We start from the raw sequence: 24,759 nt of genomic DNA on the forward strand, positions 1-24,759 counted from the left end.
GAGTCGGGATTATTTCCGTCGCATTGTCTAATTTTGCACGCAGGGCCATCCCGGAAGCCGGCGCCCCGGACGTGCCATGCCGGCGCCACGTGGCGACCTGAGTTGCAGGCTAGCCCCACCGGGCTCGATGCTGCGGTGCATTAACCAACTGTTCACCGCAGCGGATCGAATGTTACGGTTGTGCGAACGCTGAGGCCCGAAACGGAACGGCGCTTGCTTGGCCGTTCCTGAGCCCGACCCACGCGTTCGTCAGGGGGTGTTCGTCGCCATGTGCCGCTTCCTCGCCTACAGCGGTGAACCGGAATTCCTGTCCGATCTGGTCTGCGCGCCGACGCACTCGCTGGTGCACCAGTCGCTCCACGCCGCCGAGGCGAAGACCGAGACCAACGGCGACGGCTTCGGCATCGGCTGGTACGGCGAGCGGGCCGAGCCCGGCATCTACCGCGACGTCTCCCCGGCCTGGTCCGACGAGAACCTCGTGAACCTCTGCCGGCAGGTGCGGGCCCGGACCTTCTTCGCCCATGTCCGCGCTGCCACCGGCACCGTCACCAGCCGGGCGAACTGCCACCCCTTCGTGCACGGGCGGCATATGTTCATGCACAACGGGCAGATCGGCGGCTATCACCGCATCAAGCGGCGGCTGGAGGCCCTGATCCCCGATGCGCTCTACGACGGGCGCCGGGGCACCACCGATTCCGAGGCGCTCTTCCTCCTGGCGCTCGCGAACGGGCTGGAACAGGACCCGATCCGCGCCATGGCCGAGACGCTGGCCACGGTGCGCGGCCTGATGCGGGCGGCCGGCATCAGCGAGCCCCTGCGCTTCACGGCGCTCCTGACCGACGGCGAGTGGCTGACCGCCTACCGCTGGGCATGCGACGGGCGCCCGCCGAGCCTCTATTATCGCCAGAGCGAGACCGGCCTCGTCGTCGTCTCCGAGCCGATCGACGGCTGCCGCGAGGGCTGGCGGGTGGTGCCGAAGGGCGGCACGCTCCGGGCCCGCCGCGGCGAGATCACCCTCGCCGAGGGGCCGAGGCGCTGCCGGAGATGATCGCCGCCTGAGGCCCGGCCCTCCCGAGGGTTGGCCCCCCGAGGGTTGGCCCCCTGGTGGCGGCCGCCTAAAAGACCCCTGCCGGCAGGCACGCCGGCCGAGCAGGGTGGGTTGCCATGGGCGGTTACGCGGACGTCGAACTCCAGATCGCGGGGCGCTGGCGGGGCGGCGCGGAGGGCGAGCAGCGCCCGGTTCTGAACCCGGCCACCGGCGAGACGCTGGGCCAGCACGCCGTGGCGACGCAGGCCGACCTCGACGAGGCCCTGGCGGCGGCCGAGCGGGGCTTCGCTTCCTGGCGCAAGGTGGCGCCGATCGAGCGGGCCAAGGTCCTGCGCCGCGCCGCAGACCTCCTGCGGGAGCGGGCCGAGGACATCGCCCACACCATGACGCTGGAACAGGGCAAGCCGCTCGCCGAGGCCCGCCTCGAGACGCAGGTCGCCGCCGACGTCACCGACTGGTTCGCGGAAGAAGGCAAGCGCACCTACGGCCGGGTCGTCCCGGCCCGCCAGGACGGCGTGATGCAGCTCGTGCTGCGCGAGCCGGTCGGGCCGGTCGCCTGCTTCACGCCCTGGAACTTCCCCCTCAACCAGGCGGTGCGCAAGATCGCGGCGGCCCTCTGCACCGGCTGCTCCGTGATCCTGAAAGGGCCCGAGGACACGCCGGCCTCCTGCGCCGCGCTGGTGCGGGCCTATCTCGATGCCGGGGTGCCGGGCGACGCGCTCTCCCTCGTCTTCGGGGACCCGGCCGCGATCTCCGCCTACCTGATCCCGCATCCGGTCATCCGGAAGATCTCGTTCACGGGCTCGACGGCGGTGGGCAAGGAACTCGCCGCGCTCGCCGGCCGCCATATGAAGCGGGTGACGATGGAACTCGGCGGCCACGCCCCGGCCATCGTGTTCGAGGATGCCGACGTCGAGAAGGCGGTCTCGGTGCTCGGCACCAACAAGTTCCGCAATGCCGGCCAGGTCTGCGTGGCGCCGACCCGCTTCCTCGTCCACGAGAGCGTGTTCGACCGCTTCCTCGACGGCTTCACGGCCTTCGCCGAGGGGCTGACGGTCGGCGACGGGCTCGACCCCGAGACGCGGATGGGCCCGCTGATCCACGGGCGGCGCCTCGAGGCGATGGAGAGCCTCGTGGCCGACGCCACGGCGCAGGGGGCTGGCCTGCGCACCGGCGGCAAGCGCATCGGCAACCGCGGCAATTTCTTCGAGCCGACCGTGCTGACCGACGTGCCGCTCTCGGCCCGCCTGATGAACGAGGAGCCGTTCGGGCCGGTCGCCGCCGTGCAGCGCTTCTCGGACGACGAGGCGGCGCTCGCCGAGGCGAACCGCCTGCCCTACGGGCTCGCGGCCTACGCCTATACGAGCTCGGCCGCGCGCGCCGCCAAGGTCGCGGCGCGGATCGAGAGCGGCATGCTCGGCATCAACCACCACGGCCTCGCGGTGCCCGAGACGCCCTTCGGGGGCGTGAAGGATTCGGGCTACGGCAGCGAGGGCGGCGCCGAGGCTCTGGAGGGCTATCTGGTGACGAAGTTCGTGACGCAGGCGGGCGGCTGAGCCCGCGGCCGGCGAACCGGCGCTCGCGTCAGCGGCGCCCCGGAGCGTCGCGCGCCGGGAGCGTCGGGATCGAGGAGGGGACGCGGGACGCCGCGGGACCCAGGATGGTGTTGCGCTGCGGATGCCGATCCCCCGGCGCCCCACGGCCTCCGGCCCTTCCGGGCCTTGAGGCCGCCTTCGCGTCGCGGTTCTTCCTACACGCGCGTCGACTCCGGCTTCAGGCCGCGTATCTCGTGCGGTCCCTGATCGGACCTCCGTCGCCGCACCGGGCCTCGTAGTGGTGCCCGGCACCGGTTCTCCCGGAGCCGCCGGCCGGGCGCGAACCCGAACCGCCGACCCCGCGTCGCGAGCGTGCCCGGGACGGCGGCGACCGAAGCCGCCGGCGCGGGACCGCCCTGCCGCCCAGGCCCGCCCGGTCGGCCACCGGGCAGGCTCCCTGCTGGATGGCGGCAGGTGCGGGATTGAAAGCAGATTTTAGGAATTCTGTCAAGAACAAAGTGGGCACGAATGCCCGTCCGCCCGCCTCAGTAATGCGGCGGAGGCGGCTCGGGGGCGCCGCGGGGATCGCTGCGGGCGGCTGCCTCCTCGACATGCTCGGTCAGCACCGCGACCTGGCGCGTCAGCCGGTCGATGATCCGCCACTGCTCGGTGATCGTGCGGTTCAGGTCCTCGATCGCGCGGTCCTGCTCGGTGAGGCGCATCTCCAGCCGGTCGATGCGGGCGCCGTCGTCGCTCATCGCAGGGCCTCCGGCGGGTGGTCGCCCCGCTCCTCCAGGCCGTGGCCCAGGGCGATGCGGCCGTCGAAGACGAAGCAGTCGCCCCGCCAGCGGCTCTCGGCCTCGGGCACGGTCTCCAAATATTTCAGGATGCCGCCCCGGAGCAGGTGGACGTTCCGGAAGCCCCGCGCCTTGAGATAGGCGCCGGCCTTCTCGCAGCGGATGCCTCCGGTGCAGAACAGGGCGATGTCGGGCTCATCCGCCGGGTCGAGGGCGTCGGCGTAGGCCCGGAAATCGGAGAAGCGCGCCAGACCCGGATCCTCGGCGCCGTGAAAGGTGCCGAGCGCCACCTCGAAGCGGTTGCGGGTGTCGACGAGCACCAGGCCGGGCCGGTCGAGGAGCGCGTTCCAATCCTCCGGCGCGACGGGAGCGCCGACATCGCCGGTCGGGTCGGTGGCGCCGGCATCGAAGGTGACGATCTCGGGCTTCAGCTTCACCTTCATGCGCCGGAAGGGTGGGCTGTCCGCCCGCGACAGCTTGCATTCGAGCCCGTCGAGCCGCCCGCCGAGGAGCGGGCCGGTGCGCAGTTCCGCGAGGAACGCGTCGATGGCTACCGCCTCGCCCGCCACCGTGCCGTTGATCCCCTCCCGGGCGAGGAGCAGCGTGCCGGTGAGCGCGAGCCCGTCGCAGAACGCCTGGAGCGGCGCGACGAGCCTGTCCGCGTCGGGGAGCGGCGTGAATCGGTAGAGGGCGACGACGGTGTGGGGCATCGCGAGGGGGTTTAGCAGGGGATCGCGCGGGAGGACACGGGCAGGAGGCCACGGGCAGGAGGACACGGGCGAGCGAGACGCGCCGCGCCCCCTCTCCCGTTCGGGAGAGGGTTGGGGTGAGGGATGCGACCTGTCCGGAAGCCTCGCACCCCTTGTAACTTGTCCGGGCCGTCCTCTGGTAAGCATTTTGGAGCGGTGGCCGGCGGGAGACCGACAACCCCGAGGGACGCCAAGCCCGTGGGTGAGCCGGTGGCGCGCCGCCGCCAGATCGTGGCGATGATCGGTGCCGAGCGCCAGCGAGAGACCCGCGCACCCGCGCGGATCCGCAAGAGCATCCAGCGCCTGATCAAGGCCTTGGAGAAAGAACTGGCCAGCCTGGACGGCGACATCGACGGGGCGGTGCGCGGCGCGTCCGCTTGGCGCACCAAGGAGGCGCTTCTCACCTCCGTGCCCGGGATCGGGCCGGTGATCGCCCGCACGCTGCTGGCCGAGATGCCCGAACTCGGCACGCTCGATCGCCGCCAGATCGCCGCGCTGGCGGGTCTGGCCCCCTTCACCCGCCAGTCAGGCCGATGGCGCGGCAAGAGCTTCATCGGCGGCGGCAGAGCCAGCGTGCGCGCCGCCCTGTTCATGGGCGCCCTCGTCGGCGCCCGTCACAACCCGGCCCTCAAGGCCTTCCGCGACAGGCTCGTGGCCAGCGGCAAGCCCAAGATCGTCGCCATCGTCGCCACCGCACGAAAGCTGCTGACCATCCTCAACGCCATGCTGCGGACCCAGACACCATGGCAGACCAAATCACCTTGACCCGCAAGACAGTCGCTCACCCGGTCGGCTTGCGCCGATTCCACCTCTCCCGGACGGGAGAGGTGGATGGCGGCGTGTTTCGGGACGGCTTCGTCCGGGAGAGATCCGGTGACGGATACAGCTTTCCATTACCGCCGAACGCGCGAGATTTGCTGGTCTGAGAGGGTCGGGATTTTCGAGCGAGAGGCTGGTTCTGAAGACCACTTGCCGGTGTTGCATGCTCACACTTGCGGCCGCTTTCGACCGTAACCCGACCTCGCGCTCGCAGGCCCGCCCAGCTTTCGGGCGACAACAGGCCGGATCATTGTGGACATGAGGATGTGGCCGCCGCAATGCTCGCAGTCCATCCCCTTCCCATCCACAAGCTCACGTTCCCATATGCTGTTCTGCTTGCCGCATCCCTCGTAGGGGCAATCGTAGGCGAGCAGATCAAGGGAAACCTCGAATTTATCTCCCGTTTCGTTCAGGGACACCTCCGCCGACTGGACGCAGTTAGAGCATCGCACCTTAATCGATGGGGCTCCTTTTGTGTGATCGTCACGATGGACGAAGAGCGCATCGGTGCGACGTTTGACAACCGTGCCGCATGAGCAGTTCATCTGGAATATCTGGTAGTGCGTGCCTCCCGTGACCGTAGCGTTAGATGCAAGCACTTCGTCGATGACGGCGATGATCTCTTGGCAGTAGCTTCGCCACTCCGTCATGTCCTTTCGCTCATCAGCGGCCATGCTGGCGATTGAAGGCGCGTGAAGGGCGTTGCCGAGCTTGTAGTAGCGCTTTTTCAGTTTCTTCAGATCAAGCCGTCGCTCGATCCCAACGTCGTGTCGCTCGCCCGTTGTTGGGTTCACCGCACGAAGGAACACGGTGCTGTCCGCGAACGGATCGATGTCAATTAGCTGTTCAAGCAGCTTGGGGGCTTGCCAGTCTAACCGCCTCGGGTCGCCAAGCTCGTCCAAATAGTTGATCGCGTGGGCGTAGATCAGGGCTTCGAGACCGAACCGAAGCTCAAGGGCGGCATAAGTCACCGACCGGCCATCATTCCCAGCAAGCAGCGTTCGTGCTCGCTCAGCGGAGCTTTGTGCTAACATCCGAAAGTCGTCTTGCCGCCGCCAGACCTCGTTCCTGTCCATGCAGCTAAAAATAGACGATGTCGAACAAGCCTGTCACCCCCTCCCACAATTGTCCAATGAGTTTGAAGCCGCATGTCCGCTTTCCACCCGAAGCAGGCACCTCCTCAGCAAGACATCACGAGCCCGGAACACCGCGTCCCTGCCTCAATGCGCCTCCTCCCAGTTCCCCGCCGCCCGCGCCTCCACGGCCAGCGGCACCCGGAGCGTGATCGCCGGGTGCGGGGCCTCTTCCATCACCCGTGAGATCACGGGTAGCGCCCGCTCCACCTCGTCCTCCGGCGCCTCGAAGACGAGCTCGTCGTGCACCTGCAGGAGCATGCGCACGTTGAGTTTTTCCGCCGCCAGCGCGCCCTCCATCCGCGTCATGGCCCGGCGGATGATGTCGGCCGCCGTGCCCTGGATCGGGGCGTTGATCGCCTGGCGCTCGACGCTCGCCCGCTCCTGCGGGTTGTTCGAGCGGATCTGCGGGTAGTGGCAGACGCGGCCGAACAGGGTCGTCACGTAGCCCTTGTCCCGGCAGAAGCGCTTGGTGTCGTCGATGTAGGCGCGGATGCCGGGGAAGCGCTCGAAATACTGCTTGATGAAGGCCGAAGCCTCCTGTTGCGGGATGCCGAGGCGATCGGCGAGGCCGAAGGCCGAGATGCCGTAGATGATGCCGAAATTGATGGTCTTGGCCCGCCGCCGCAGGTCCGGCGTCATCTCGGTGAGCGGCACGCCGAACATCGCCGAGGCCGTCGCCGCGTGGATGTCGATGCCGTCCTCGAAGGCCTGGCGCAATTGCGGGATGTCGGCGATGTGGGCGAGCAGCCGCAACTCGATCTGCGAGTAATCGGCCGAGATCAGCTTGTTGCCCTCGGCCGCCACGAAGGCGCGGCGGATGCGCCGGCCCTCTTCCGTCCGGATCGGGATGTTCTGCAGGTTCGGGTCCGAGGAGGAGAGCCGGCCCGTCGTGGTGGCGGCGAGCGAGAACGAGGTGTGGACCCGGTCGGTCCGGCGGTCGGCGTGCTCCTGCAGCGAATCCGTGTAGGTCGATTTCAGCTTCGAGAGCTGGCGGTATTCGAGGATCTTCTTCGGAAGCTCGTGGCCGCCTTGCGCGAGTTCTTCGAGGAGCGTCGCGGGCGTCGCCCACTGGCCCGAAGGCGTCTTCTTGGCGCCGGGCAGGCCCATCTTGCCGAACAGGATGTCGCCGATCTGCTTCGGCGAGGAGACGGAGAACTTCTCCCCCGCATCCTCCTGGATCTCCTCCTCGAGCCGCGCCAGGATCTGGGCGAAATCGCCCGAGAGCCGGCTCAGCATGTTGCGGTCGACCCGGATGCCCTGGCGCTCCATGCGGGCGACGACGGGGAGCAGCGGGCGCTCCAGCGTCTCGTAGACGGCGACCCGCCGCTCGGCGACGAGGCGGGGCTTCATCATCCGCCAGAGCCGCAGGGTCACGTCGGCGTCCTCGGCCGCGTAGGCGGTCGCCTTGTCGAGCGCCACCTTGTCGAAGGTGACCTTGGCCCGGCCCGTGCCGGCCACGTCCGAGAAGGTGATGGGCTGGTGGCCGAGATGGCGGCGGGCGAGCTCGTCCATGCCGTGCCCGCCCTTGCCGGCGTCGAGCACGTAGGAGATCAGCATCGTGTCGTCGAAGGGCCCGACCTCGATGCCGTAGCGGGACAGGACCAGCCAGTCGTATTTCAGGTTCTGGCCGACCTTGAGCACGCCCGGGTTCTCGAGGAGCGGCTTGAGGCGCTCCAGCGCCGCGGCGAGGTCGAGCTGCTCGGGCAGCAGCCCGTCGCCGCCGGCCTCCGCACCGTCGCCGAAGAGGTCGCCGGCCTTCGCGTCCTTGCGGTGGGCGAGCGGAATGTAGGCGGCCCGGCCCGGCGCGACGGCGAGCGAGACTCCGACGAGGCCGGCGCGGTTGGCGTCGAGGTCGTCGGTCTCGGTGTCGACCGCGAGGACGCCCGCCTCCTCGGCCTCGGCGATCCAGGCGTCGAGCTGCTCCAGCGACAGGATCGTCTCGTAGGACGCCGTGTCGAAGGGCTTCACGGCCTCCGCGGCGCGGGCGGCCACGAGGTTCGAGGGGCCGGGCTCGGGCGCGGCGCGCGGCTTCGGCGCGGCGTCCGGCAGGTTCAGGTCGGCGAAGGGATCGACCTCGGGGGGCCCCGCGCCCTCCGGCCGGTCGAGCCCGCCGGCGGCGGCCTCCGGATCGGGCGGCACGTCGCCGAAGAAGGGCAGCGCGTCGCTGCCGCCATTCGCGTTGGCATAGGCGTGGGGCGCACCGCCGGGGAGCAGGCTCGGGTCCGGCTTCACCGCCTCGGGGTCGACGTGGAGCATCTGGGCGATGCGGCGCGTCAGCGTGTTGAACTCCATCGCCTTGAGGAAGCCGACGAGCCTCTCCGGGTCGGGCTTCGGCAGGCGCAGGTCATCGAGGGGGACGGGGACGGGCACGTCCTCCATCAGCGCCACGAGCTGCCGCGAGAGGCGGGCCTGATCGACGTTGGCGAGCAGCGTCTCCCGGCGCTTGGGCTGCTTGATCTCGCCCGCGCGTTCGAGCAGCGCCTCCAGGCTGCCGAATTCCTTGATCAGCGCCGCGGCGGTCTTGAGACCGATGCCGGGCACGCCCGGCACGTTGTCCGAGGTGTCGCCGATCAGCGCCAGCGCGTCGCCGATCTGGCCGGGCTGCAGCCCCTCCCACTTGGCGATGATGGCCTCGACATCGAGGTTGCGCTCGGGCCGGTAGCCGGGCTTGCCCTTGGCGCCCGATTCGAAGTCGTAGAACCGCACGAGGGGCCCGACGAGCTGCATCAGGTCCTTGTCGGAGGAGACGATGATGACGCCGGCGCCCCGCGCCTCCGCCTGCCGTGAATAGGTGGCGATGAGGTCGTCCGCCTCGTAGCGCTCCAGCTCGACGGCGTGCAGGCCGAAGGCGCGCACGGCCTCGCGCATCAGCGGCATCTGGCGCTTCAAGTCGTCCGGCGCGTCGGGGCGGTGGCCCTTGTAGTCGGGGAACATCTCCTTGCGGAACGAGCCCTCCGACTTGTCGAATACGATGCCGAGATGGGTCGGGCAGACCCCCGCCGCCCCCTCCTGCACGAACTGGGCGATCTTGGCGCAGAACAGCCGCACGGCCCCGGTCGGCAGCCCGTCCGAGGGTCGGAAATTGTAGCGCTCCGGCTGGTTTATCGACTGGAAATAGGCGCGGAAGATGAAGGAGGAGCCGTCGACCAGGAGAACCTGATCGCCGGGGCCGACGGGGGGGCTGTCGGAGGCGACCGTGGAGGGTGCGGAGGCGGCGTTCGTCATGCGCGATGGTCTGCGGGAAAAACGGCGTTTCGTCGAGGGTGCCGGGCCCCCACCTCTCCCGTCCGGGAGAGGTCGAGTGCGCGTGAGCGCACCGGGTGAGGGATACAGGTCTTCCCGGACAGGTCGCCCCCTCACCCCGACCCTCTCCCGAACGGGAGGGGGTATAGAGAAAGACACGGACGTAGGCCAGGTTTGACCGCACCACCGTCCGGCGCACCTCGATTGCCGCGATAAATATTGCAACTCGATAGCTTTGCAGCAGCCGTTTTCAGGCGATAGATCTCAAAATTGACGTTCATCGAATGCCAGGAGCTGGATGACCGTTGCCGCTCGGATTTGGAACGAGGGATGGTCGGCAGCCGCCATCGCTTGCTAAACTAGCCTCGGCCCCTATCAGCCCAGAGCACTGGTCGGCGGCTTGATTATCTTGCCCAGCATGGACGCCGGCAAAGCATGATCCGAGGATACTTCTGTGAGGGCTTAAAATCTGGATATGGAATGAAGAGTACGCTGCATCATTGGTAATACGAAGCGTCTGCTTACTATATATCGCTCGAAAAGCCGCGCATATAATCCGGATCGGACACCCGATACGTCAAGCATCTCGGTCTACTTTGTATAGCCAAAGTATTATATATAATGTTAGCTATTAGGCCGTTCATGAGAACGGAGACGCCTATCATGCTGATGAACAAGGCGATTACCGGCCGCAAGTTTGCTGCGTTCTTGGAGTGCGCAACCAAGGCCTACTTGCTGCAACAAGGCGCTAAAGGCATCACGTCCGACACTGAAGCTCTCCGGCGGTCCCTTGAATCTGAAATCAGGCTGTGTGCATTGGAACGGTTGCGAGCCGGCATTCCGCCGCACGAGGTATTCGTCGGAACACCTACGCCTGAAATTCTCCGAGCTGGTATTTACAGCTTGATCATTGGTCCAGAGATTCCCTTCACGTGGGGTGCCGCGCATCCGGATGCGTTGGAGCGATTGCCAGGCGCGGTCGCACGAGCACGCATCATCTACCGTCCCATTCGTTTTACTCTAAACGAAAAGACGACCTACACGGACAAACTCGCGCTGGCCTTTGACACACTTGCAACCTCCGAGGTTGTCGGTCAGACACCGTCAACAGGTAAGATCATCCGTGGCTCGAACTGCGTTGAGCAGAGTGTGCATATCGCAAAGTTGCTCGTGAGGGCACGCAGCGCTCTCAAGGCAGCCGGAGCGGTTCTGTCGGCTGCAACGCCGCCTGCCCTCGAGCTCAATAGATATTGCCCGACATGCGAATTTCAGACGCGGTGCCGCGAGTTGGCGATTGCAAGCGACGATCTAAGTCTACTGCCAACCATCGGGGGCAAGACGCGCAAGAAGATGATGCAAAAGGGCATCTCTTCCGTAGCGCAGTTATCTTATACCTTCCGGCCGCCACGCCGGAGGCGAAGTGCCTCAAATACCAATCTGAAGCACGACCCTGCCCTGAAGGCTCTGGCTGTCCGTACGGGCCGCATCCACATTGTCGGGACCCCAACCCTCTCACCTGCCGGAATTATGGTTTACATGGACGTTGAGGGTATCCCGGATCGAACTTTCTACTATTTGGTCGGCCTTCGATACTCATCCGGCAAGCAAGAGGTCCAACGGTCTTTTTGGGCAGACAACGAAGTCGGCGAGCGGGAGATGTGGAATTCATGCCTGAGCGCTCTCAAACAGATTGGGAATCCCTGCCTCATTCATTATGGCAGCTACGAGACCCAGTTCCTCCGGCGGATGAAGGTTCGCTATTGCAGCGATTTAGAAGACAGCGATTTTGTTGAAGGCCTCCTGTCTCGCGCGGTCAACTTGGTAACTCTTATTTATGCGCATGTCTATTTCCCTACTTACTCGAACGGGTTGAAAGAAATTGGGAAATACCTGGGCTGTAAATGGTCTGATCCAGAAGCCTCCGGAGCAAATAGCTTAGTTTGGCGAAGCGGATGGGAGCGGACCCGCAATCCAGTGCTCAGAGAGCGTTTGCTGGCTTACAATGCAGAGGACTGCCAAGCCACCCAAATGCTGACGGAACGGCTTTATAAATTACTTTTGGAGAAGCAATCGGCAGATTCTGAGACTGACAGTGTGAACGTGGAAGGACTTGAACGGAGCTATCCACTTCGGTTTGGTCCGTTGACGTACGCCCTTCCGGAATTCCAGCGCATCAACGAAGCCGCCTATTGGGATTACCAGCGAGACAAAGTCTACTTGCGCTCATTTAGAAGAAAAACTGCACGGGCCGGCCCCGGGCGCCGGCTTCCTTGCAATAAAGCCGATGCTCACATCAACAAGACGGTTCGCGCTCAAGAAGCCCGGCCGACGGCCTGCCCAAAATGTGGGGCAGGGAAGTTCCACAAAAACGGTCTACGTAGCAGGGTTACTTGCGATCTGCGGTTTTCACGCTTTGGTGTCAGACTTTGGACGGTCCAAGAAAACTTCATGCGGTATCAGTGTTGGAACTGCAAACATGGCGTGATCGAGCTGCCGCGGGAGGGAAAGTACGGCCCGAATCTGCAGGCATATGTAGTCTACCAGCTCATCGAGCTTCGAAACTCAATCCGAGCAGTAGCTCGAAACATGGATGCGCTGTTTGGCCTGAAGATGCCAATCAACGCGGTGAGCAACATAAAGACCAGCTGCGCGCAGCGGTACCTGCCGGTATATGAAAGCATTCTTCGCCGAATCTGCTGCGGAGGACTCGTCAATGCGGACGAGACTCAAGTCCGAATAAGCGGCAAGGTACACTACGTCTGGGTTTTTACGAATCACGCTGAAGTTGCGTATGTCCCTGCCCCATCACGTGAGGCCGGCGTCGTCCGGGATTTCCTGCGCGATTTCAAAGGTAACCGTTCGGCTGGCACCACGCCGGTGTGAGCGCGGCGTGCTAATCTGCTCTGATGGCGGTCGACGAGCAGCTGTCCGCCGTCAGCGCTCCTGAGACACATCGAGGCCCTTCACGAACGGAGGATGGCTGGTTCATCGTAGTCCTGAGGCACGACGATGAAGCAGACATCCGGACTGGCACGCAAGCCGGCAGACGCGGTGATCAAAGACATCCGCCGGGCCACCCGCCGGCAGTTCTCGGCCGAGGAGAAGATCCGCATCGTGCTGGAGGGCCTGCGCGGCGAGGACAGTATCGCCGAGCTGTGTCGGCGCGAGGGCATCGCCAGCTCGATGTACTACGGCTGGTCCAAGGAGTTCCTGGAAGCCGGTAAGAAGCGGCTGGCGGGCGACACGGCGCGGGCGGCGACAGCAGACGAAGTCAAGGAGCTGCGCCGCGAGGCGGGCGCGCTGAAGGAGGTTGTGGCCGATCTCCTCCTGGAGAACCGCCTGCTCAAAAAAAGCATGAGCGGGGCTGGGGACGACGAGGCATGAGGTACCCAGCCCCTGAGAAGCTGGAGATCATCCGGCTGGTTGAGCAATCCCACCTGCCGGTGCGCCGCACCCTGGAGAAGCTCGGCATCACCCGATCGACGTTCTACCGCTGGTACGACGCCTACCTGAGAGGCGGTCCCGAGGCATTGGCTGACCGACCATCCCGGCCCAGCCGGGTCTGGAACCGTCTACCGACAGAGATCCGCGAGCAGATCGTCGCCCTCGCGCTGGAGGAGCCGGAACTCAGCCCACGCGAACTGGCGGTGCGCTTCACCGACGAGCGGCGCTACTTCGTCTCGGAAGCCAGCGTCTACCGCCTGCTCAAGGCCCAGGACCTGATCACCAGCCCCGCTTACATCGTCGTCAAGGCCGCCGACGCGTTCCGCGACAAGACCACGGCGCCCAACCAGCTCTGGCAGACCGACTTCACCTACCTGAAGGTTGTCGGCTGGGGCTGGTACTACCTGTCGACGGTGCTGGACGACTTCTCGCGCTTCATCGTGGCCTGGAAGCTCTGCGCCACGATGCAGGCCAGCGACGTCACCGCCACGCTCGATCTGGCGCTGACCGCGGCCGGGCTCGATCAGGTGCCGGTGGCGCATCGCCCGCGGCTGCTGACCGACAACGGATCGAGCTACGTCGCGGGTGACTTGGCGACATGGCTTGGCAGCCGAGGCATGACCCACATCCGCGGTGCGCCGCGCCATCCCCAGACGCAGGGCAAGATCGAGCGCTGGCACCAGACGCTCAAGAACCGCATCCTGCTCGAACACGCCTACCTGCCGGGCGAGTTGGAGGCCCGGGTTGCCGCCTTCGTGGAGCACTACAACCACGTCCGAGCTCACGAGAGCCTGGGCAATCTCACCCCCGCTGACGTCTATCTCGGCCGCGGCGAGGGCATCCTGCGCGAGCGGGCGCAGATCAAGCGTCAGACCCTCATCGACCGCCGCTTGCGCCACCACGCGCGGGCTGCCTAACCTCTCAACCCAGGTGGACCAGAGCCTCCGTTCCTGAGCGTCCCAGATCGTCTCAAATCATCTGACGACGGACAATCAGCACCCACTCCGAGGGACGCTGCACGCGTCCAGCTCCCTTCTTCTCCGAGGCTGCTGGTTCAGCATAGGCCCGGAGGGCAATGGGCAGGTGATCCACTGGGGTGGTCGAGAGATCAGCGTCGATCATGACCGCACCTCACTCGCAGGAGCAGCATGGGTGCGCGCCCGCTCGATCAGAGTTTCTCCGAATGTGGCCAGACGCTCGACGATCAGGCGCAACAAGTCGGCAAGGCCCAGGAGGAAGCGGCCGACGCTCTCGAGAAGCTCGTCACCGCCAAGACGCGGAGGCGGGTGATCCTTCTGCTCGTCCGTCACGATGCGATGGTGATTCGCGCAAAGCACGACCGTGAGCGGATCGTGCTGCCTCCCTGCCACATGGTGAGCCTCCAAGCACCGCACATCGTCGTTGCCACATACGGCACAGCGTGGCGTGGACGTGCCAAAGCGTTCCAAGCGTCGTTGCTTACGGCGCTCGCGCGCGAGTTCGTCCGTCCGCATGATGACGGCTCCTTTTATACCGGTCGACGGTGATAGCGACTCACGAGGTTTCGTATCGGCGGCGGATCTGGTTCGATGAGGCAAACCGGGAGGGTTTGCCATGTCCGCTGCGGTTGCTCTGCGTGAGGATTTCAACGCCGACGATCTTCGACGTCTGGCCAAGGCCAGCCGAGACGCGGGCCAGAGCCGCCGGCTGCTGGCGCTGGCCGAGATCTACGAGGGCGGCAGCCGCACGGATGCGGCTCGGATCGGGGTGGTAGGGTTGCAGACGGTGCGCGATTGGGTGCTCGCCTTCAACGCAGCTGGCCCGGCCGGGCTGATCAACCGCAAGGCCCCGGGCAACCCAGCCAAGTTGAGCGATGCGCAGCGTCAAGCGCTGGCGCAGATCGTCGAGAGCGGGCCGGACCCGGATCGACACGGCGTGGTGCGCTGGCGGCTGAAGGATCTCGCCGCCTGGATCTACGCCAGCTTCGGCGTGAGCCTGGACGAGAGCACGGTGGGCCGCACGGTGAAACAACTCGGCTTCCGCAAGCTGTCGGCACGCCCGCGCCATCATGAGCAGGACCCGGCCGCACTGGCAGCCTTCAAAAAAACTTGCCAGCCGAGGTGAGGGCGATCCGAGCCCGGCTGCCGGCTGGCGCGGCCATCGAGGTGTGGTGGTCAGACGAGGCTCGGGTCGGCCAGAAGAACACGCTGCCCCGCCGCTGGGCGCGCCGCGGCAGCCGGCCCTCGGCGCCCAAGGACCAACGCACGGCCCACGCCTACATCTTCGGAGCGATCTGTCCCGAGAAGGGCAAGGGTGCCGGCCTCATCATGCCGAGATGCGATACCGCGGCGATGAACGAGCACCTCAGGGAGATCAGCTGCAGCGTCGAGGAAGGCGCCCACGCCGTGCTGATCCTCGATGGGGCGGGCTGGCACGTCGCCCACGACCTCGTCGTGCCCGCCAACATCACCCTGCTGCCGCTGCCAGCCTGCGCCCCGGAACTCAACCCGGTCGAGAATGTCTGGCAGTTCCTGCGCGACAACTGGCTCGGCGACCGCGTCTTCTCGTCCTACGAGGACATTGTCGAGCAGTGCTGTCAGGTCTGGAACCGGTTCATCGACCAGCCTTGGAAGATCATGTCCATCGGCCTGCGTGACTGGGCCTATCAGTTATGATCACCACCGATTGGTATTAGATGATGGTGGTGAGGCGGTAGACCTGCTCGAACGTGCCCGTCCTGGTCAGGCTCAGTTCGTAGAGGACGTGTGGATCTGTCTCGAAGGGGTACTGTTTGCCGCTGAGATCGGCGACAGACACGCCGACGAACGGCGCAAGCGGTGCTATGTCGTTGGTATTGAGGAGCTCAGCGACAGCATTGAGGTACGTGCCGATCAGGGAGGCAGCCTCAAAGCCGACCTTGATGGTGCGTTCTCGACCGCGCGAGATGATACTTATCTCTCGGACCAGCCGGCTGACGCGTCGTCCCTCGCGCTGAGCAATGCGCTGCTCGTACAGCTCGCGACGAAGGCGCTCCGCCGATACGCCAGCGCCCTTGGCGGCACCGGTAATACTACCGTGCTTGAGGAAGCTCCTTACCCCTTTGCGCAGGCGCGCTGTGTCCCGCGCCGACACTTGCTTTATCGACGATTCACCGGATCTGGCGTGGCCGCGTGCTTGTGACCGACTGAGCCCTGCAGAGGTGCCGCGAGCGATCCGGCGGCGATACTCGGCCTTGTAATCTCGTGCCATTGCCTACTCCACACCAGTGAGCACCGCTGGCAGGAGCTGAGGAGACGGCGAAAAACGATGCAACGCCAGAACAATAATGTCTTTATGGACTTAGCGAATTTTTAGACTTTTTTAGACCTAGCTCTTGGAGGCCCAGAAGCCCTCAGCTCGTAGAGCTTCGATGATGGTCTGTCTCGCTGGTTGCCTCTCAGATCGAAACTGATTTGGGGCTTGCTTTCGGGCCTTCTCTCCGACTTGCGCGATACGCTCTTTCGCCAGCAAGCTGCCAAAATGCGGATCGCTGGCCAATTCTCGCACTATTTCGCGGAGGAGCGGTTGCACAGAAGGCCGTCCTGACTTCGACTTGACGGGACTGCTGATTGGAGGTGCAGCATCCTCTTGCAGGTCTAGTAGCGCTGATATCCGTACAGAAGCGAACTCCATGCCATGATTGCGGACAGTCGACGCTTCCCAGTCAATCTGCTCGAAATGATCGAATATAGTAAAAGGTAACAGGGATGGCCGAGTATCGATTGTAAAAGGCATTCGTACACCGATTGCAACAAATTCACCTCTCTGCAGTGCATATTGAAGATCATTCCTCATCATTGAGGTCAGCCATTCTGTTTGCGCGGGCTTCTGCCCGGCATCGCGGTATTGCTCTTTCAACTCCTCGTCGCCGAGATGGAACCATGCCCAACTGAGGGGGTGACCGTTTCGCCACAGTTCGTCATAGCTCATGCAAGTCGAGCGCTGCTGAGGGACCATTCGCAATCAGTTCTATTGCGAACGGCCAAGAATCCGTATGCGCAGTGATGGCTGAACTGATACGGGGCCGCCGATGCTCATTGCGCTGATGAGCTGGGATGGCGTGACCATCTGCGGTGCGTCCGTCATTGCTCATGAACACCTCCGTCTCCGAATGGCATTGCACCTTCTGCGGCCACGATTCAGAATCCGTCCTAATGAATGGTTCGCAGGGATCGCAGTCAAATGTCTTCAATCAAGGCTGTCGACTGGCAACAACGGAGCTCGTTTTGGCTTGAGAAAACACCATCACCGGTCACACCCAAACGCCGCGAGCGTTCCACGGACACACTCATTCTATGCGGGCACGGCATATCGCTGCGTGTCGAGAACGGCAGCCTCGCAATCAAGAACGGCTTCACGCACTACCCGCAGGAGCAGGAGACGTTTCGCTATTTCCGAGGCGATCTCACCCGTCCGGTACGCATCATCGTGCTCGATGGCAGCGGGCACCTGACCTTCGACGTCCTCGATTGGCTTGCTGACCAGGACGTGCCTCTGCTGCGAATCAGTTGGACCGGCGATGTGGTTACCGTGGCAGGTGGCAGCGGCTACAGCGCGGATCGAGAGAAGGTGGCGTGGCAGCGTGCCACGCGCGACGATGAATGCGCACGCGTTGCATTTGCGACGGCGCTGATTCGCGAGAAGGTCGAGAACTGCCAGCAAGCGCTGCAGGCTGTGATCCCCGCATCAGAGGCGCGCGACGCTGCAATTGATACGTTGGCACGCGTGTCAGCCACACTGACCGGCAATGTTGTGACTACTGTGGCAAAGCTTCGCGGCATGGAGGGTGTGGCAGCTGCCGCGTACTTCGGCGCGTGGCAGGGCGTGCCGCTGCAATGGAAGACGTGCAAACGGCGCCCTTTTCCCGACACATGGCTGACGCTGGGTTCGCGCTCGTCGCAGCGGCAGAGCAAGCTGGCGAAGAACCGGCACGCGACGCATCCGATCAACGCCATGCTGAACTATGGGTACGCCGTGGCTATCGGGCAGGTGAAGCTCACGGCACTGGCTGATGGCTACGATCCGACGTTTGGCATCATGCACCACGAGTACCGAGACGGACCGGCCTTTGCGCTGGATCTGGTCGAGCCGATTCGGCCGCTGGTAGATCGCGCAATCATCAGTTTTGCTCTTGCGAACGAGCTTCACCCAGCCGACTTTGCAATTAAACCAAATGGTTGTTGCCGCCTCAATCCACAACTTGCACGGAGCGTCCTGCAGGCCGTTGGGCAGAGCGCAGCACTTAATTGACTAGAGTTGCACCAAGAGCAATGTGCGCATCCCCGCTGCCCATGGATGCGTGTCGCCGATTTACAGCTAGTTTTTGCTTTCCAGTGTGCAACAGCACCATTAGCCGAGCGGTTTGGCGCTTCCGACTACCAGCACAAAAAATCCATTCTCTCAAATAGCTTGTATCGAGTTTGTACGCTGGTGCGCAAACGCATCACTTATTAGAATCGGTCTTGACTACGGTGGAAGGAAGCGAGCCATAATCTACAGCGATTTAAGCTGGAGGCAACTGTGCCGCTTGGCAAACCCCTACTCGACGCTCTCGATAGTATGGGTTACGGCGGCCTTCTGCTGAATCGAGCTGAACAAGTGCTGCGCTTGAACAATACCGCAGAAAAAATCCTAGCTCGGTATAGGTCACCCGAGGCAGATACCACAGATCTGGGTGCATATTGCTATGCTCTTACCCAATTGCTGCAGCAGCATCACGGCGCCGATGGCGGGTTAAGTGAAAACGGATGGATCGCGATTGGGCGGTCGGACAAAGATGGAAGCCGCCCTCTCATCGTCCGTGCCATGCGCATCCATTCAAACGTGGCAGAAGAGCTACACCGATTGATAGTACTTGTTGATCTAGACATTAATCCACGCCCATCACCTGAAGTTTTGAGACAGGTCTTTCAACTCACTCCGTCAGAAGCACGCCTAGCTGTCGAGATTGCGTGCGGCAGAAGTCCGGACGAAGTCGCTGAAGCGGCCCAGGTTAGCGTCAATACGATCCGTAAACAACTTAACACTGTGTTCGCGAAGACCAACACACATCGCCAATCGGAACTTGTTGCGCTTCTCGTGCGGCTGGCTATCCTGCCCTGAGCTGACCTTAAGTTGCATCACATTGCTCCTCTATTGGAAGCGACGGAAGCACGGTCCAATACTTGGGTGTTTGCAACTGATCGCCACACGGCTGCTGCCAAGCACAGCTTTTATCAAAGCAAATTCCCACTTTCATCATGTCCCACGCAGGATGGAACACGAGTACGGCGGTCCCGTCGCACGGGGCCGTGTGGATGGGATGCCACTCACAGCAGGGATCCATAGGTCGCTCCGCACAACAATGCGCATAGCCTACGTAAGATGGCGCCGGTGCAAGCTTTATACCTCTGCTTAGGAGGGGCAACCCCCAGATGAAGTATGCTCCACAGAGAGAGCTGACCACTCGCAATCCTCAGAACGCACGCTCAACACAATGAGCCTCCGCCTGTAGCCGCGGCATGCGTACGAAAGCGAGCCGAGTACAAAATTCTAGATTCTTACTTCATTTAGGTAATGGGCCCCGCCCGAACCCGGTGTTACGCATTTGAGAACGTAGACCTTTCCTCGGCGCATTGAGCTGAAATACCAAATATCGACCCGGCGATATATATTGGCTGAAATCACCCCTGCAGATTTCGGCCGATCGGCTAAAACTGCATAACTGGCACGATGCATTTGGGGTGCGACTTCAGCGCCGCGGCGAGCAGGTGTATTGCAAGTCTTGTATCGAGTCTACAGAGATATCCGACGGACTATCTAAGTATATATTTGAGACTATAGGTTCAGCGAGTAGGTTTTTGCGCAGTAACGGACGTTAATAGTTCGATAAATCTCAAAAAAGTTTCGGGATTGGAGGCTTCAAATGAGTGACACTGTTTCATTTAGTGCAGTGACAACTTCTCTGGCGCCAGGCACGGCACTTAAAGACGGAGAATCCTTGACAATCAGCCTGCACACAAGTGCGCGAGTACAGGTTTCAACGTCTGGGTTTGGCACTCCGACTCTGCTCCTGAACAACAACGCAACCGCTGCCTATACTGGCCAGGCGCAAGACGGCTCTTTGAATTTCACCTACACCGTAGCTAGTGGAGAAGATGTAGAAAGCTTGCAAATTGTCGGGTTCCTTGCGAATAGGGCGAGTATCGGGACTACACCGACCATAGAATTCTTGCAGCCCGCAAATTCCTACAATGTAGGCGGGTCGCCACGTTCAGAAACCGCTGCAGATATCAACGGCGATGGATGGTTAGATTTGATAGCCGCAAATGGCAGTGGCACAGCGCGGAATGTATTTGTTTTATTGGGCTCAGCGAATGGTGCATTTTCTCAGACGCCGCTATCGTATAACGTCAGCAATAATCCTTTTGGTGTAGGCATCTCGGATGTAACAACTGCAGACGTTAATTTAGATGGAAAACTGGATATCATAACATCGAATGGCGATGGTGCCATTGCCGTAATAACCAATTCTGGTAATAACGCGTTTTCTGCTCCGACACTGTACTCTGTAGGCGGCAGTCCATCGGCAGTAGCGACGATCGACGTTAATAATGACGGCCGCACAGACATCGTTGGTGCAATTAACACTTCGGGTAAAATAGCGGTTTTATTGAATTCAGGTAATGGAACATTCGTCCAACCTCCGACGAGCTACGATGCGGGCGGACGTCCAACCTCACTCGCGGTCGCCGACGTTAATGGGGATGGACGGAGTGATGTCATAACGGGAAATTTTACCGGAAATAATATATCTGTTCTTCTTGGCGCATCTAACGGAACCTTTGCTCAAGCATCTGGGTATAGCACTGGGTCTATCCCAAATTCGATTGCCGTTGCTGACATAAACGGAGATAATCGCCCTGACCTGATCATCTCTAATTCGTTGGGTAATAGCTTTTCAATTTTGCTCAACAGCGGAGGTGGCACGTTTGCGCAGCCGGCAACTAGCTATAGTGCTGGTGCTCCCGTAATATCCGCCGCAAGTGCGGACGTAAACGGCGATGGATTTGCAGACATTGCTGCAACATTGAGCAATGGTACCAGCAACAACGTTGCGATTTTTATTAACAATGGCCAAGGGACATTTTCAAGAACTACAAATAGCTTCAGCACCGGTACGACTAATCCAAGCGATATTTTATTTGCAGATTTCAATAAAGACGGCCGTACAGATATGACAACTGTCGGCGCTAACGAGGGAAAAATATCGGTAATATATAACTCTTCTACACCGTCTCTGAGCCTGGATACTGCCACGATTTCTTCTGCTAGCGGCATCAACACTGGCGTGAAGATCGATTCCGTTCACCCCTCACTTCTGTACTCGGTTGTGAACGGCACCAGCTTGGTGTTGACCTACGATGAGGCGCTCGACGCCACACACCTGCCGGCCGGCGGCGCCTTCACGGTCACGGCTGGTGGTAGTGCCATCCCTGTCAGCAGCGTCAGCGCCGACGCAGCCGCCAAGACGGTCACGCTGACTCTCGCCTCGGCCGTCGGCCACGGCCAGACCGTCACGGTCGCGTACGCCGACCCAAGCTCAGGCGACGATGCCAATGCCGTGCAGGATGCGGCCGGCAACGACGCCGCCTCGTTCAGCAACCAAGCCGTCACCAACGGCACAGCCGACACCACGGCGCCGGTGATCAGCAGCGTGGCGCTGCCCGACAGTCCGCTCAAGATCGGCAGCATCGGCACCCTCGCCATTACGGTGGCGGCGGACGCTGACACCTACAGCCTGGTTTCCGGTACCGTGGCAGGCTTCGCCCTGACAAACCTGCAGAAAGTCAGCGACACCAGCTACACGGCTCAGTTCACGGTCACCGAAGGTGCCACCGACGTGGCTGCCGGTGCCGATCTGCCGGTCAGCTTGGTCCTGAAGGACACGGCCGGCAACGAGAGCACTGCCTTCACCGCGCCGATCAGCCAAGCCAACGACGCCGTCGACGCGCACCGGCCCGTGCTGCAATCGGCCAGCGTGAACGGCACCAGCTTGGTGTTGACCTACGATGAGGCGCTCGACGCCACACACCTGCCGGCCGGCGGCGCCTTCACGGTCACGGCTGGTGGTAGTGCCATCCCTGTCAGCAGCGTCAGCGCCGACGCAGCCGCCAAGACGGTCACGCTGACTCTCGCCTCGGCCGTCGGCCACGGCCAGACCGTCACGGTCGCGTACGCCGACCCAAGCTCAGGCGACGATGCCAATGCCGTGCAGGATGCGGCCGGCAACGACGCCGCCTCGTTCAGCAACCAAGCCGTCACCAACGGCACAGCCGACACCACGGCGCCGGTGATCAGCAGCGTGGCGCTGCCCGACAGTCCGCTCAAGATCGGCAGCATCGGCACCCTCGCCATTACGGTGGCGGCGGACGCTGACACCTACAGCCTGGTTTCCGGTACCGTGGCAGGCTTCGCCCTGACAAACCTGCAGAAAGTCAGCGACACCAGCTACACGGCTCAGTTCACGGTCACCGAAGGTGCCACCGACGTGGCTGCCGGTGCCGATCTGCCGGTCAGCTTGGTCCTGAAGGACACGGCCGGCAACGAGAGCACTGCCTTCACCGCGCCGATCAGCCAAGCCAACGACGCCGTCGACGCGCACCGGCCCGTGCTGCAATCGGCCAGCGTGAACGGCACCAGCTTGGTGTTGACCTACGATGAGGCGCTCGACGCCACACACCTGCCGGCCGGCGGCGCCTTCACGGTCACGGCTGGTGGTAGTGCCATCCCTGTCAGCAGCGTCAGCGCCGACGCAGCCGCCAAGACGGTCACGCTGACTCTCGCCTCGGCCGTCGGCCACGGCCAGACCGTCACGGTCGCGTACGCCGACCCAAGCTCAGGCGACGATGCCAATGCCGTGCAGGATGCGGCCGGCAACGACGCCGCCTCGTTCAGCAACCAAGCCGTCACCAACGGCACAGCCGACACCACGGCGCCGGTGATCAGCAGCGTGGCGCTGCCCGACAGTCCGCTCAAGATCGGCAGCATCGGCACCCTCGCCATTACGGTGGCGGCGGACGCTGACACCTACAGCCTGGTTTCCGGTACCGTGGCAGGCTTCGCCCTGACAAACCTGCAGAAAGTCAGCGACACCAGCTACACGGCTCAGTTCACGGTCACCGAAGGTGCCACCGACGTGGCTGCCGGTGCCGATCTGCCGGTCAGCTTGGTCCTGAAGGACACGGCCGGCAACGAGAGCACTGCCTTCACCGCGCCGATCAGCCAAGCCAACGACGCCGTCGACGCGCACCGGCCCGTGCTGCAATCGGCCAGCGTGAACGGCACCAGCTTGGTGTTGACCTACGATGAGGCGCTCGACGCCACACACCTGCCGGCCGGCGGCGCCTTCACGGTCACGGCTGGTGGTAGTGCCATCCCTGTCAGCAGCGTCAGCGCCGACGCAGCCGCCAAGACGGTCACGCTGACTCTCGCCTCGGCCGTCGGCCACGGCCAGACCGTCACGGTCGCGTACGCCGACCCAAGCTCAGGCGACGATGCCAATGCCGTGCAGGATGCGGCCGGCAACGACGCCGCCTCGTTCAGCAACCAAGCCGTCACCAACGGCACAATTCCGGTTGATAATATAGCGCCCACAGTTACCATTTCCGCGGCCGATTCTCAGCTTACGGTCGGAGAGACCTCGCTTGTAACTTTCCAGTTTAGCGAAACTGTAATTGGATTCGGGAGCGGCGACATCATTCTAAATCATGGCCAAATTTCTGCATTTACACCCATTGACGGGGATACTTTCACTACCCTGTTCACGCCCGCGACGAATTACTCTGGACTTGGCAGTATTGCAATAGCGGCCGGCACCTACAACGATCTTGCAGGCAATCAGGGCACCGCCGGTCAGGTGGATGTAGCAATCAACACATTGGTAGGAAAAACTATCGATGGCACGCCGAAGGCAGACAACTTAGTCGGCACATCAGGCGATGACATATTGGATGGAAAAGCCGGTGCCGACAAAATGGCTGGCGGCCAAGGTAATGATACCTATATCGTGGATAACATCGGTGACGTAGTAACAGAGGCCGTCAACGCCGGAAACGATACGGTCAAGACGACACTCGCCGTCTACACACTTAGTGCCAATGTCGAGAACCTTGTATTCACTGGCGGTGGCGGGTTTTCTGGTTCGGGCAATGCGCTGGCTAATACCATCACTGGCAGTTCAGGGAGTGATGTGCTCGACGGCAAGGCAGGCGCCGACAAAATGTACGGCGGCTTAGGCAACGACGTCTATATAGTCGACAGCAGCGAAGATTTTATTTTCGAGCAAATGGGTCAGGGAGCCGATAACGTGTTGGCTAGCGCGAGCTATCAGCTTGCAGATAACGTCGAGAATCTCACCCTCACAGGATCGGCCGCGATCAATGGCACGGGTAATGTTCTCGCGAACATCATTGTAGGTAATTTTGCAGCAAACATCCTCAATGGGGGGGCGGACTTGATACTCTCACCGGTCTCGGTGGAAACGACACATTCGTATTCCGGAAGGGCGAGGCGAATGGTGACAAAGTTCTCGATTTCCAAGGAGCCGGAAAAGTTATTGGCGATCACCTACAGTTCGAGGGATTCGGCAACGGAACGCTCACCAGAGTGGGAAGCACGGATACTTACAAGATCATACCGGACGCGCAACACGGTGGCGCGGATCAAGCTGAAACAATTCGCATAGTTGGCGTCACGAGTCTCGATTTGCTCAAAGGTGTTGGGCACGACGACATTCTGTTCTTATGATAGGAGGAGGGCGGGGCACCAAGCATTAAGCCTAGCCCCGCCCATGTCATAACATCCAAAATATAAAAGAAATCATAGTGGCAAAATATTTTGATATGCCTCTGCATTAGTTCCATTAACTCTTCCGGCGAAATCTGATCCTCCCGGTGATCGCATCTGTCGCTCTTGTAACCCTCTTCGCGA

16 protein-coding genes and 1 pseudogene are annotated in these 24,759 nt (G+C 62.5%); 10 read left to right on the forward strand and 7 right to left on the reverse strand.

Going from position 1 to position 24,759, the window contains the following annotated elements:
• Window positions 1-268 precede the first annotated feature (268 nt).
• The gene (locus DK389_RS08705; protein ID WP_109896173.1) at window positions 269-1,048 is read left to right on the forward strand and encodes a class II glutamine amidotransferase; all 780 of its coding nucleotides are present in this window, start codon (window positions 269-271) and stop codon (window positions 1,046-1,048) included.
• 116 nt (window positions 1,049-1,164) lie between these two features.
• Window positions 1,165-2,604 (forward strand): NAD-dependent succinate-semialdehyde dehydrogenase, encoded by a 1,440-nt coding sequence (locus DK389_RS08710; RefSeq protein WP_109888881.1) that lies wholly within the window; start codon window positions 1,165-1,167, stop codon window positions 2,602-2,604.
• A 524-nt stretch (window positions 2,605-3,128) separates the two neighbouring features.
• On the opposite strand, the gene DK389_RS08715 is transcribed toward DK389_RS08710, so the two are convergent.
• Both DK389_RS08715 and trhO read right to left on the reverse strand, forming a co-directional pair.
• Window positions 3,129-3,341 (reverse strand): SlyX family protein, encoded by a 213-nt coding sequence (locus tag DK389_RS08715; RefSeq protein WP_109888883.1) that lies wholly within the window; start codon window positions 3,339-3,341, stop codon window positions 3,129-3,131.
• Window positions 3,338-4,090, reverse strand: coding sequence for an oxygen-dependent tRNA uridine(34) hydroxylase TrhO (trhO, locus tag DK389_RS08720; RefSeq protein WP_109888885.1), 753 nt, complete (start codon window positions 4,088-4,090; stop codon window positions 3,338-3,340). The genes DK389_RS08715 and trhO overlap by 4 nt, the downstream gene beginning before the upstream one ends.
• 207 nt (window positions 4,091-4,297) lie before the next feature.
• Here trhO and DK389_RS08725 point away from each other — a divergent pair.
• Window positions 4,298-4,894 (forward strand): annotated as a pseudogene (locus tag DK389_RS08725) (transposase); the annotation flags it as partial.
• A gap of 221 nt (window positions 4,895-5,115) precedes the next feature.
• On the opposite strand, the gene DK389_RS08730 reads toward DK389_RS08725, so the two are convergent.
• Together DK389_RS08730 and polA are read right to left on the reverse strand one after the other, a co-directional pair.
• Complete coding sequence (locus DK389_RS08730) at window positions 5,116-5,919, reverse strand: hypothetical protein (protein WP_109888887.1); 804 nt, start codon at window positions 5,917-5,919, stop codon at window positions 5,116-5,118.
• Window positions 5,920-6,168: 249 nt separating this feature from the next.
• The gene (gene polA / locus DK389_RS08735) at window positions 6,169-9,309 is read right to left on the reverse strand and encodes a DNA polymerase I (protein WP_109888889.1); all 3,141 of its coding nucleotides are present in this window, start codon (window positions 9,307-9,309) and stop codon (window positions 6,169-6,171) included.
• A 681-nt stretch (window positions 9,310-9,990) separates the two neighbouring features.
• Between polA and DK389_RS08740 the strand changes: the two genes are divergently transcribed.
• Both DK389_RS08740 and DK389_RS08745 read left to right on the forward strand, forming a co-directional pair.
• Window positions 9,991-12,210 (forward strand): TM0106 family RecB-like putative nuclease, encoded by a 2,220-nt coding sequence (locus tag DK389_RS08740; RefSeq protein ID WP_162560575.1) that lies wholly within the window; start codon window positions 9,991-9,993, stop codon window positions 12,208-12,210.
• Window positions 12,211-12,336: 126 nt separating this feature from the next.
• Window positions 12,337-13,688, forward strand: a protein-coding gene (locus DK389_RS08745; protein WP_109889188.1) for an IS3 family transposase whose coding sequence is annotated in 2 segments (ribosomal slippage) — window positions 12,337-12,672 and window positions 12,675-13,688 — 1,350 coding nt in all. Because the reading frame shifts where the segments join, the coding sequence is not laid out codon by codon here.
• 52 nt (window positions 13,689-13,740) lie between these two features.
• Here DK389_RS08745 and DK389_RS32225 read toward each other — a convergent pair.
• Window positions 13,741-13,893 (reverse strand): hypothetical protein, encoded by a 153-nt coding sequence (locus tag DK389_RS32225; RefSeq protein WP_162560576.1) that lies wholly within the window; start codon window positions 13,891-13,893, stop codon window positions 13,741-13,743.
• A 26-nt stretch (window positions 13,894-13,919) separates the two neighbouring features.
• Here DK389_RS32225 and DK389_RS08750 point away from each other — a divergent pair, with 26 nt between their 5' ends.
• Window positions 13,920-14,297: a hypothetical protein gene (locus tag DK389_RS08750; protein ID WP_109888893.1), complete on the forward strand. Its 378-nt coding sequence runs from the start codon at window positions 13,920-13,922 to the stop codon at window positions 14,295-14,297.
• A gap of 67 nt (window positions 14,298-14,364) precedes the next feature.
• Window positions 14,365-15,425 (forward strand): IS630 family transposase gene (locus DK389_RS08755; protein ID WP_109887384.1). Its coding sequence is split into 2 segments (ribosomal slippage): window positions 14,365-14,851 and window positions 14,851-15,425, totalling 1,062 coding nucleotides; the frame shifts between segments, so codons are not numbered across the junction.
• Between the two features lie 16 nt (window positions 15,426-15,441).
• Here the strand turns inward: DK389_RS08755 and DK389_RS08760 are convergent.
• Both DK389_RS08760 and DK389_RS32230 read right to left on the reverse strand, forming a co-directional pair.
• On the reverse strand, window positions 15,442-15,999 hold the full coding sequence (locus DK389_RS08760; protein ID WP_162560577.1) for a hypothetical protein: 558 nt from the start codon (window positions 15,997-15,999) through the stop codon (window positions 15,442-15,444).
• Between the two features lie 117 nt (window positions 16,000-16,116).
• On the reverse strand, window positions 16,117-16,719 hold the full coding sequence (locus DK389_RS32230) for a hypothetical protein (RefSeq protein WP_162560578.1): 603 nt from the start codon (window positions 16,717-16,719) through the stop codon (window positions 16,117-16,119).
• Between the two features lie 252 nt (window positions 16,720-16,971).
• Between DK389_RS32230 and cas1 the strand changes: the two genes are divergently transcribed.
• From cas1 to DK389_RS08775, 3 genes are all read left to right on the forward strand, one after another.
• Window positions 16,972-18,039 (forward strand): CRISPR-associated endonuclease Cas1, encoded by a 1,068-nt coding sequence (gene cas1 / locus DK389_RS08765; RefSeq protein ID WP_162560579.1) that lies wholly within the window; start codon window positions 16,972-16,974, stop codon window positions 18,037-18,039.
• Between the two features lie 270 nt (window positions 18,040-18,309).
• A complete protein-coding gene (locus tag DK389_RS32235; RefSeq protein WP_162560580.1) occupies window positions 18,310-18,891 on the forward strand; it encodes a helix-turn-helix transcriptional regulator in 582 nt (193 codons plus the stop codon).
• Window positions 18,892-19,693: 802 nt separating this feature from the next.
• Entirely contained in the window at window positions 19,694-24,514 is a 4,821-nt protein-coding gene (locus tag DK389_RS08775) for a beta strand repeat-containing protein (RefSeq protein ID WP_109888901.1), read from the forward strand.
• The last annotated feature ends 245 nt before the right edge of the window (window positions 24,515-24,759 follow it).

The organism is Methylobacterium durans, from assembly GCF_003173715.1.
Classification (GTDB): domain Bacteria; phylum Pseudomonadota; class Alphaproteobacteria; order Rhizobiales; family Beijerinckiaceae; genus Methylobacterium; species Methylobacterium durans.

Coding starts and splice junctions, on each gene's coding strand:
- DK389_RS08705 (WP_109896173.1), top strand. CDS start 269: ATGTGCCGCTTCCTCGCCTACAGCGGTGAACCGGAATTCCTGTCCGAT.
- DK389_RS08710 (WP_109888881.1), top strand. CDS start 1,165: ATGGGCGGTTACGCGGACGTCGAACTCCAGATCGCGGGGCGCTGGCGG.
- DK389_RS08715 (WP_109888883.1), bottom strand. CDS start 3,341: ATGAGCGACGACGGCGCCCGCATCGACCGGCTGGAGATGCGCCTCACC.
- trhO (WP_109888885.1), bottom strand. CDS start 4,090: ATGCCCCACACCGTCGTCGCCCTCTACCGATTCACGCCGCTCCCCGAC.
- polA (WP_109888889.1), bottom strand. CDS start 9,309: ATGACGAACGCCGCCTCCGCACCCTCCACGGTCGCCTCCGACAGCCCC.
- DK389_RS08740 (WP_162560575.1), top strand. CDS start 9,991: ATGCTGATGAACAAGGCGATTACCGGCCGCAAGTTTGCTGCGTTCTTG.
- DK389_RS32225 (WP_162560576.1), bottom strand. CDS start 13,893: ATGATCGACGCTGATCTCTCGACCACCCCAGTGGATCACCTGCCCATT.
- DK389_RS08750 (WP_109888893.1), top strand. CDS start 13,920: ATGGGTGCGCGCCCGCTCGATCAGAGTTTCTCCGAATGTGGCCAGACG.
- DK389_RS08760 (WP_162560577.1), bottom strand. CDS start 15,999: ATGGCACGAGATTACAAGGCCGAGTATCGCCGCCGGATCGCTCGCGGC.
- DK389_RS32230 (WP_162560578.1), bottom strand. CDS start 16,719: ATGAGCTATGACGAACTGTGGCGAAACGGTCACCCCCTCAGTTGGGCA.
- cas1 (WP_162560579.1), top strand. CDS start 16,972: ATGTCTTCAATCAAGGCTGTCGACTGGCAACAACGGAGCTCGTTTTGG.
- DK389_RS08775 (WP_109888901.1), top strand. CDS start 19,694: ATGAGTGACACTGTTTCATTTAGTGCAGTGACAACTTCTCTGGCGCCA.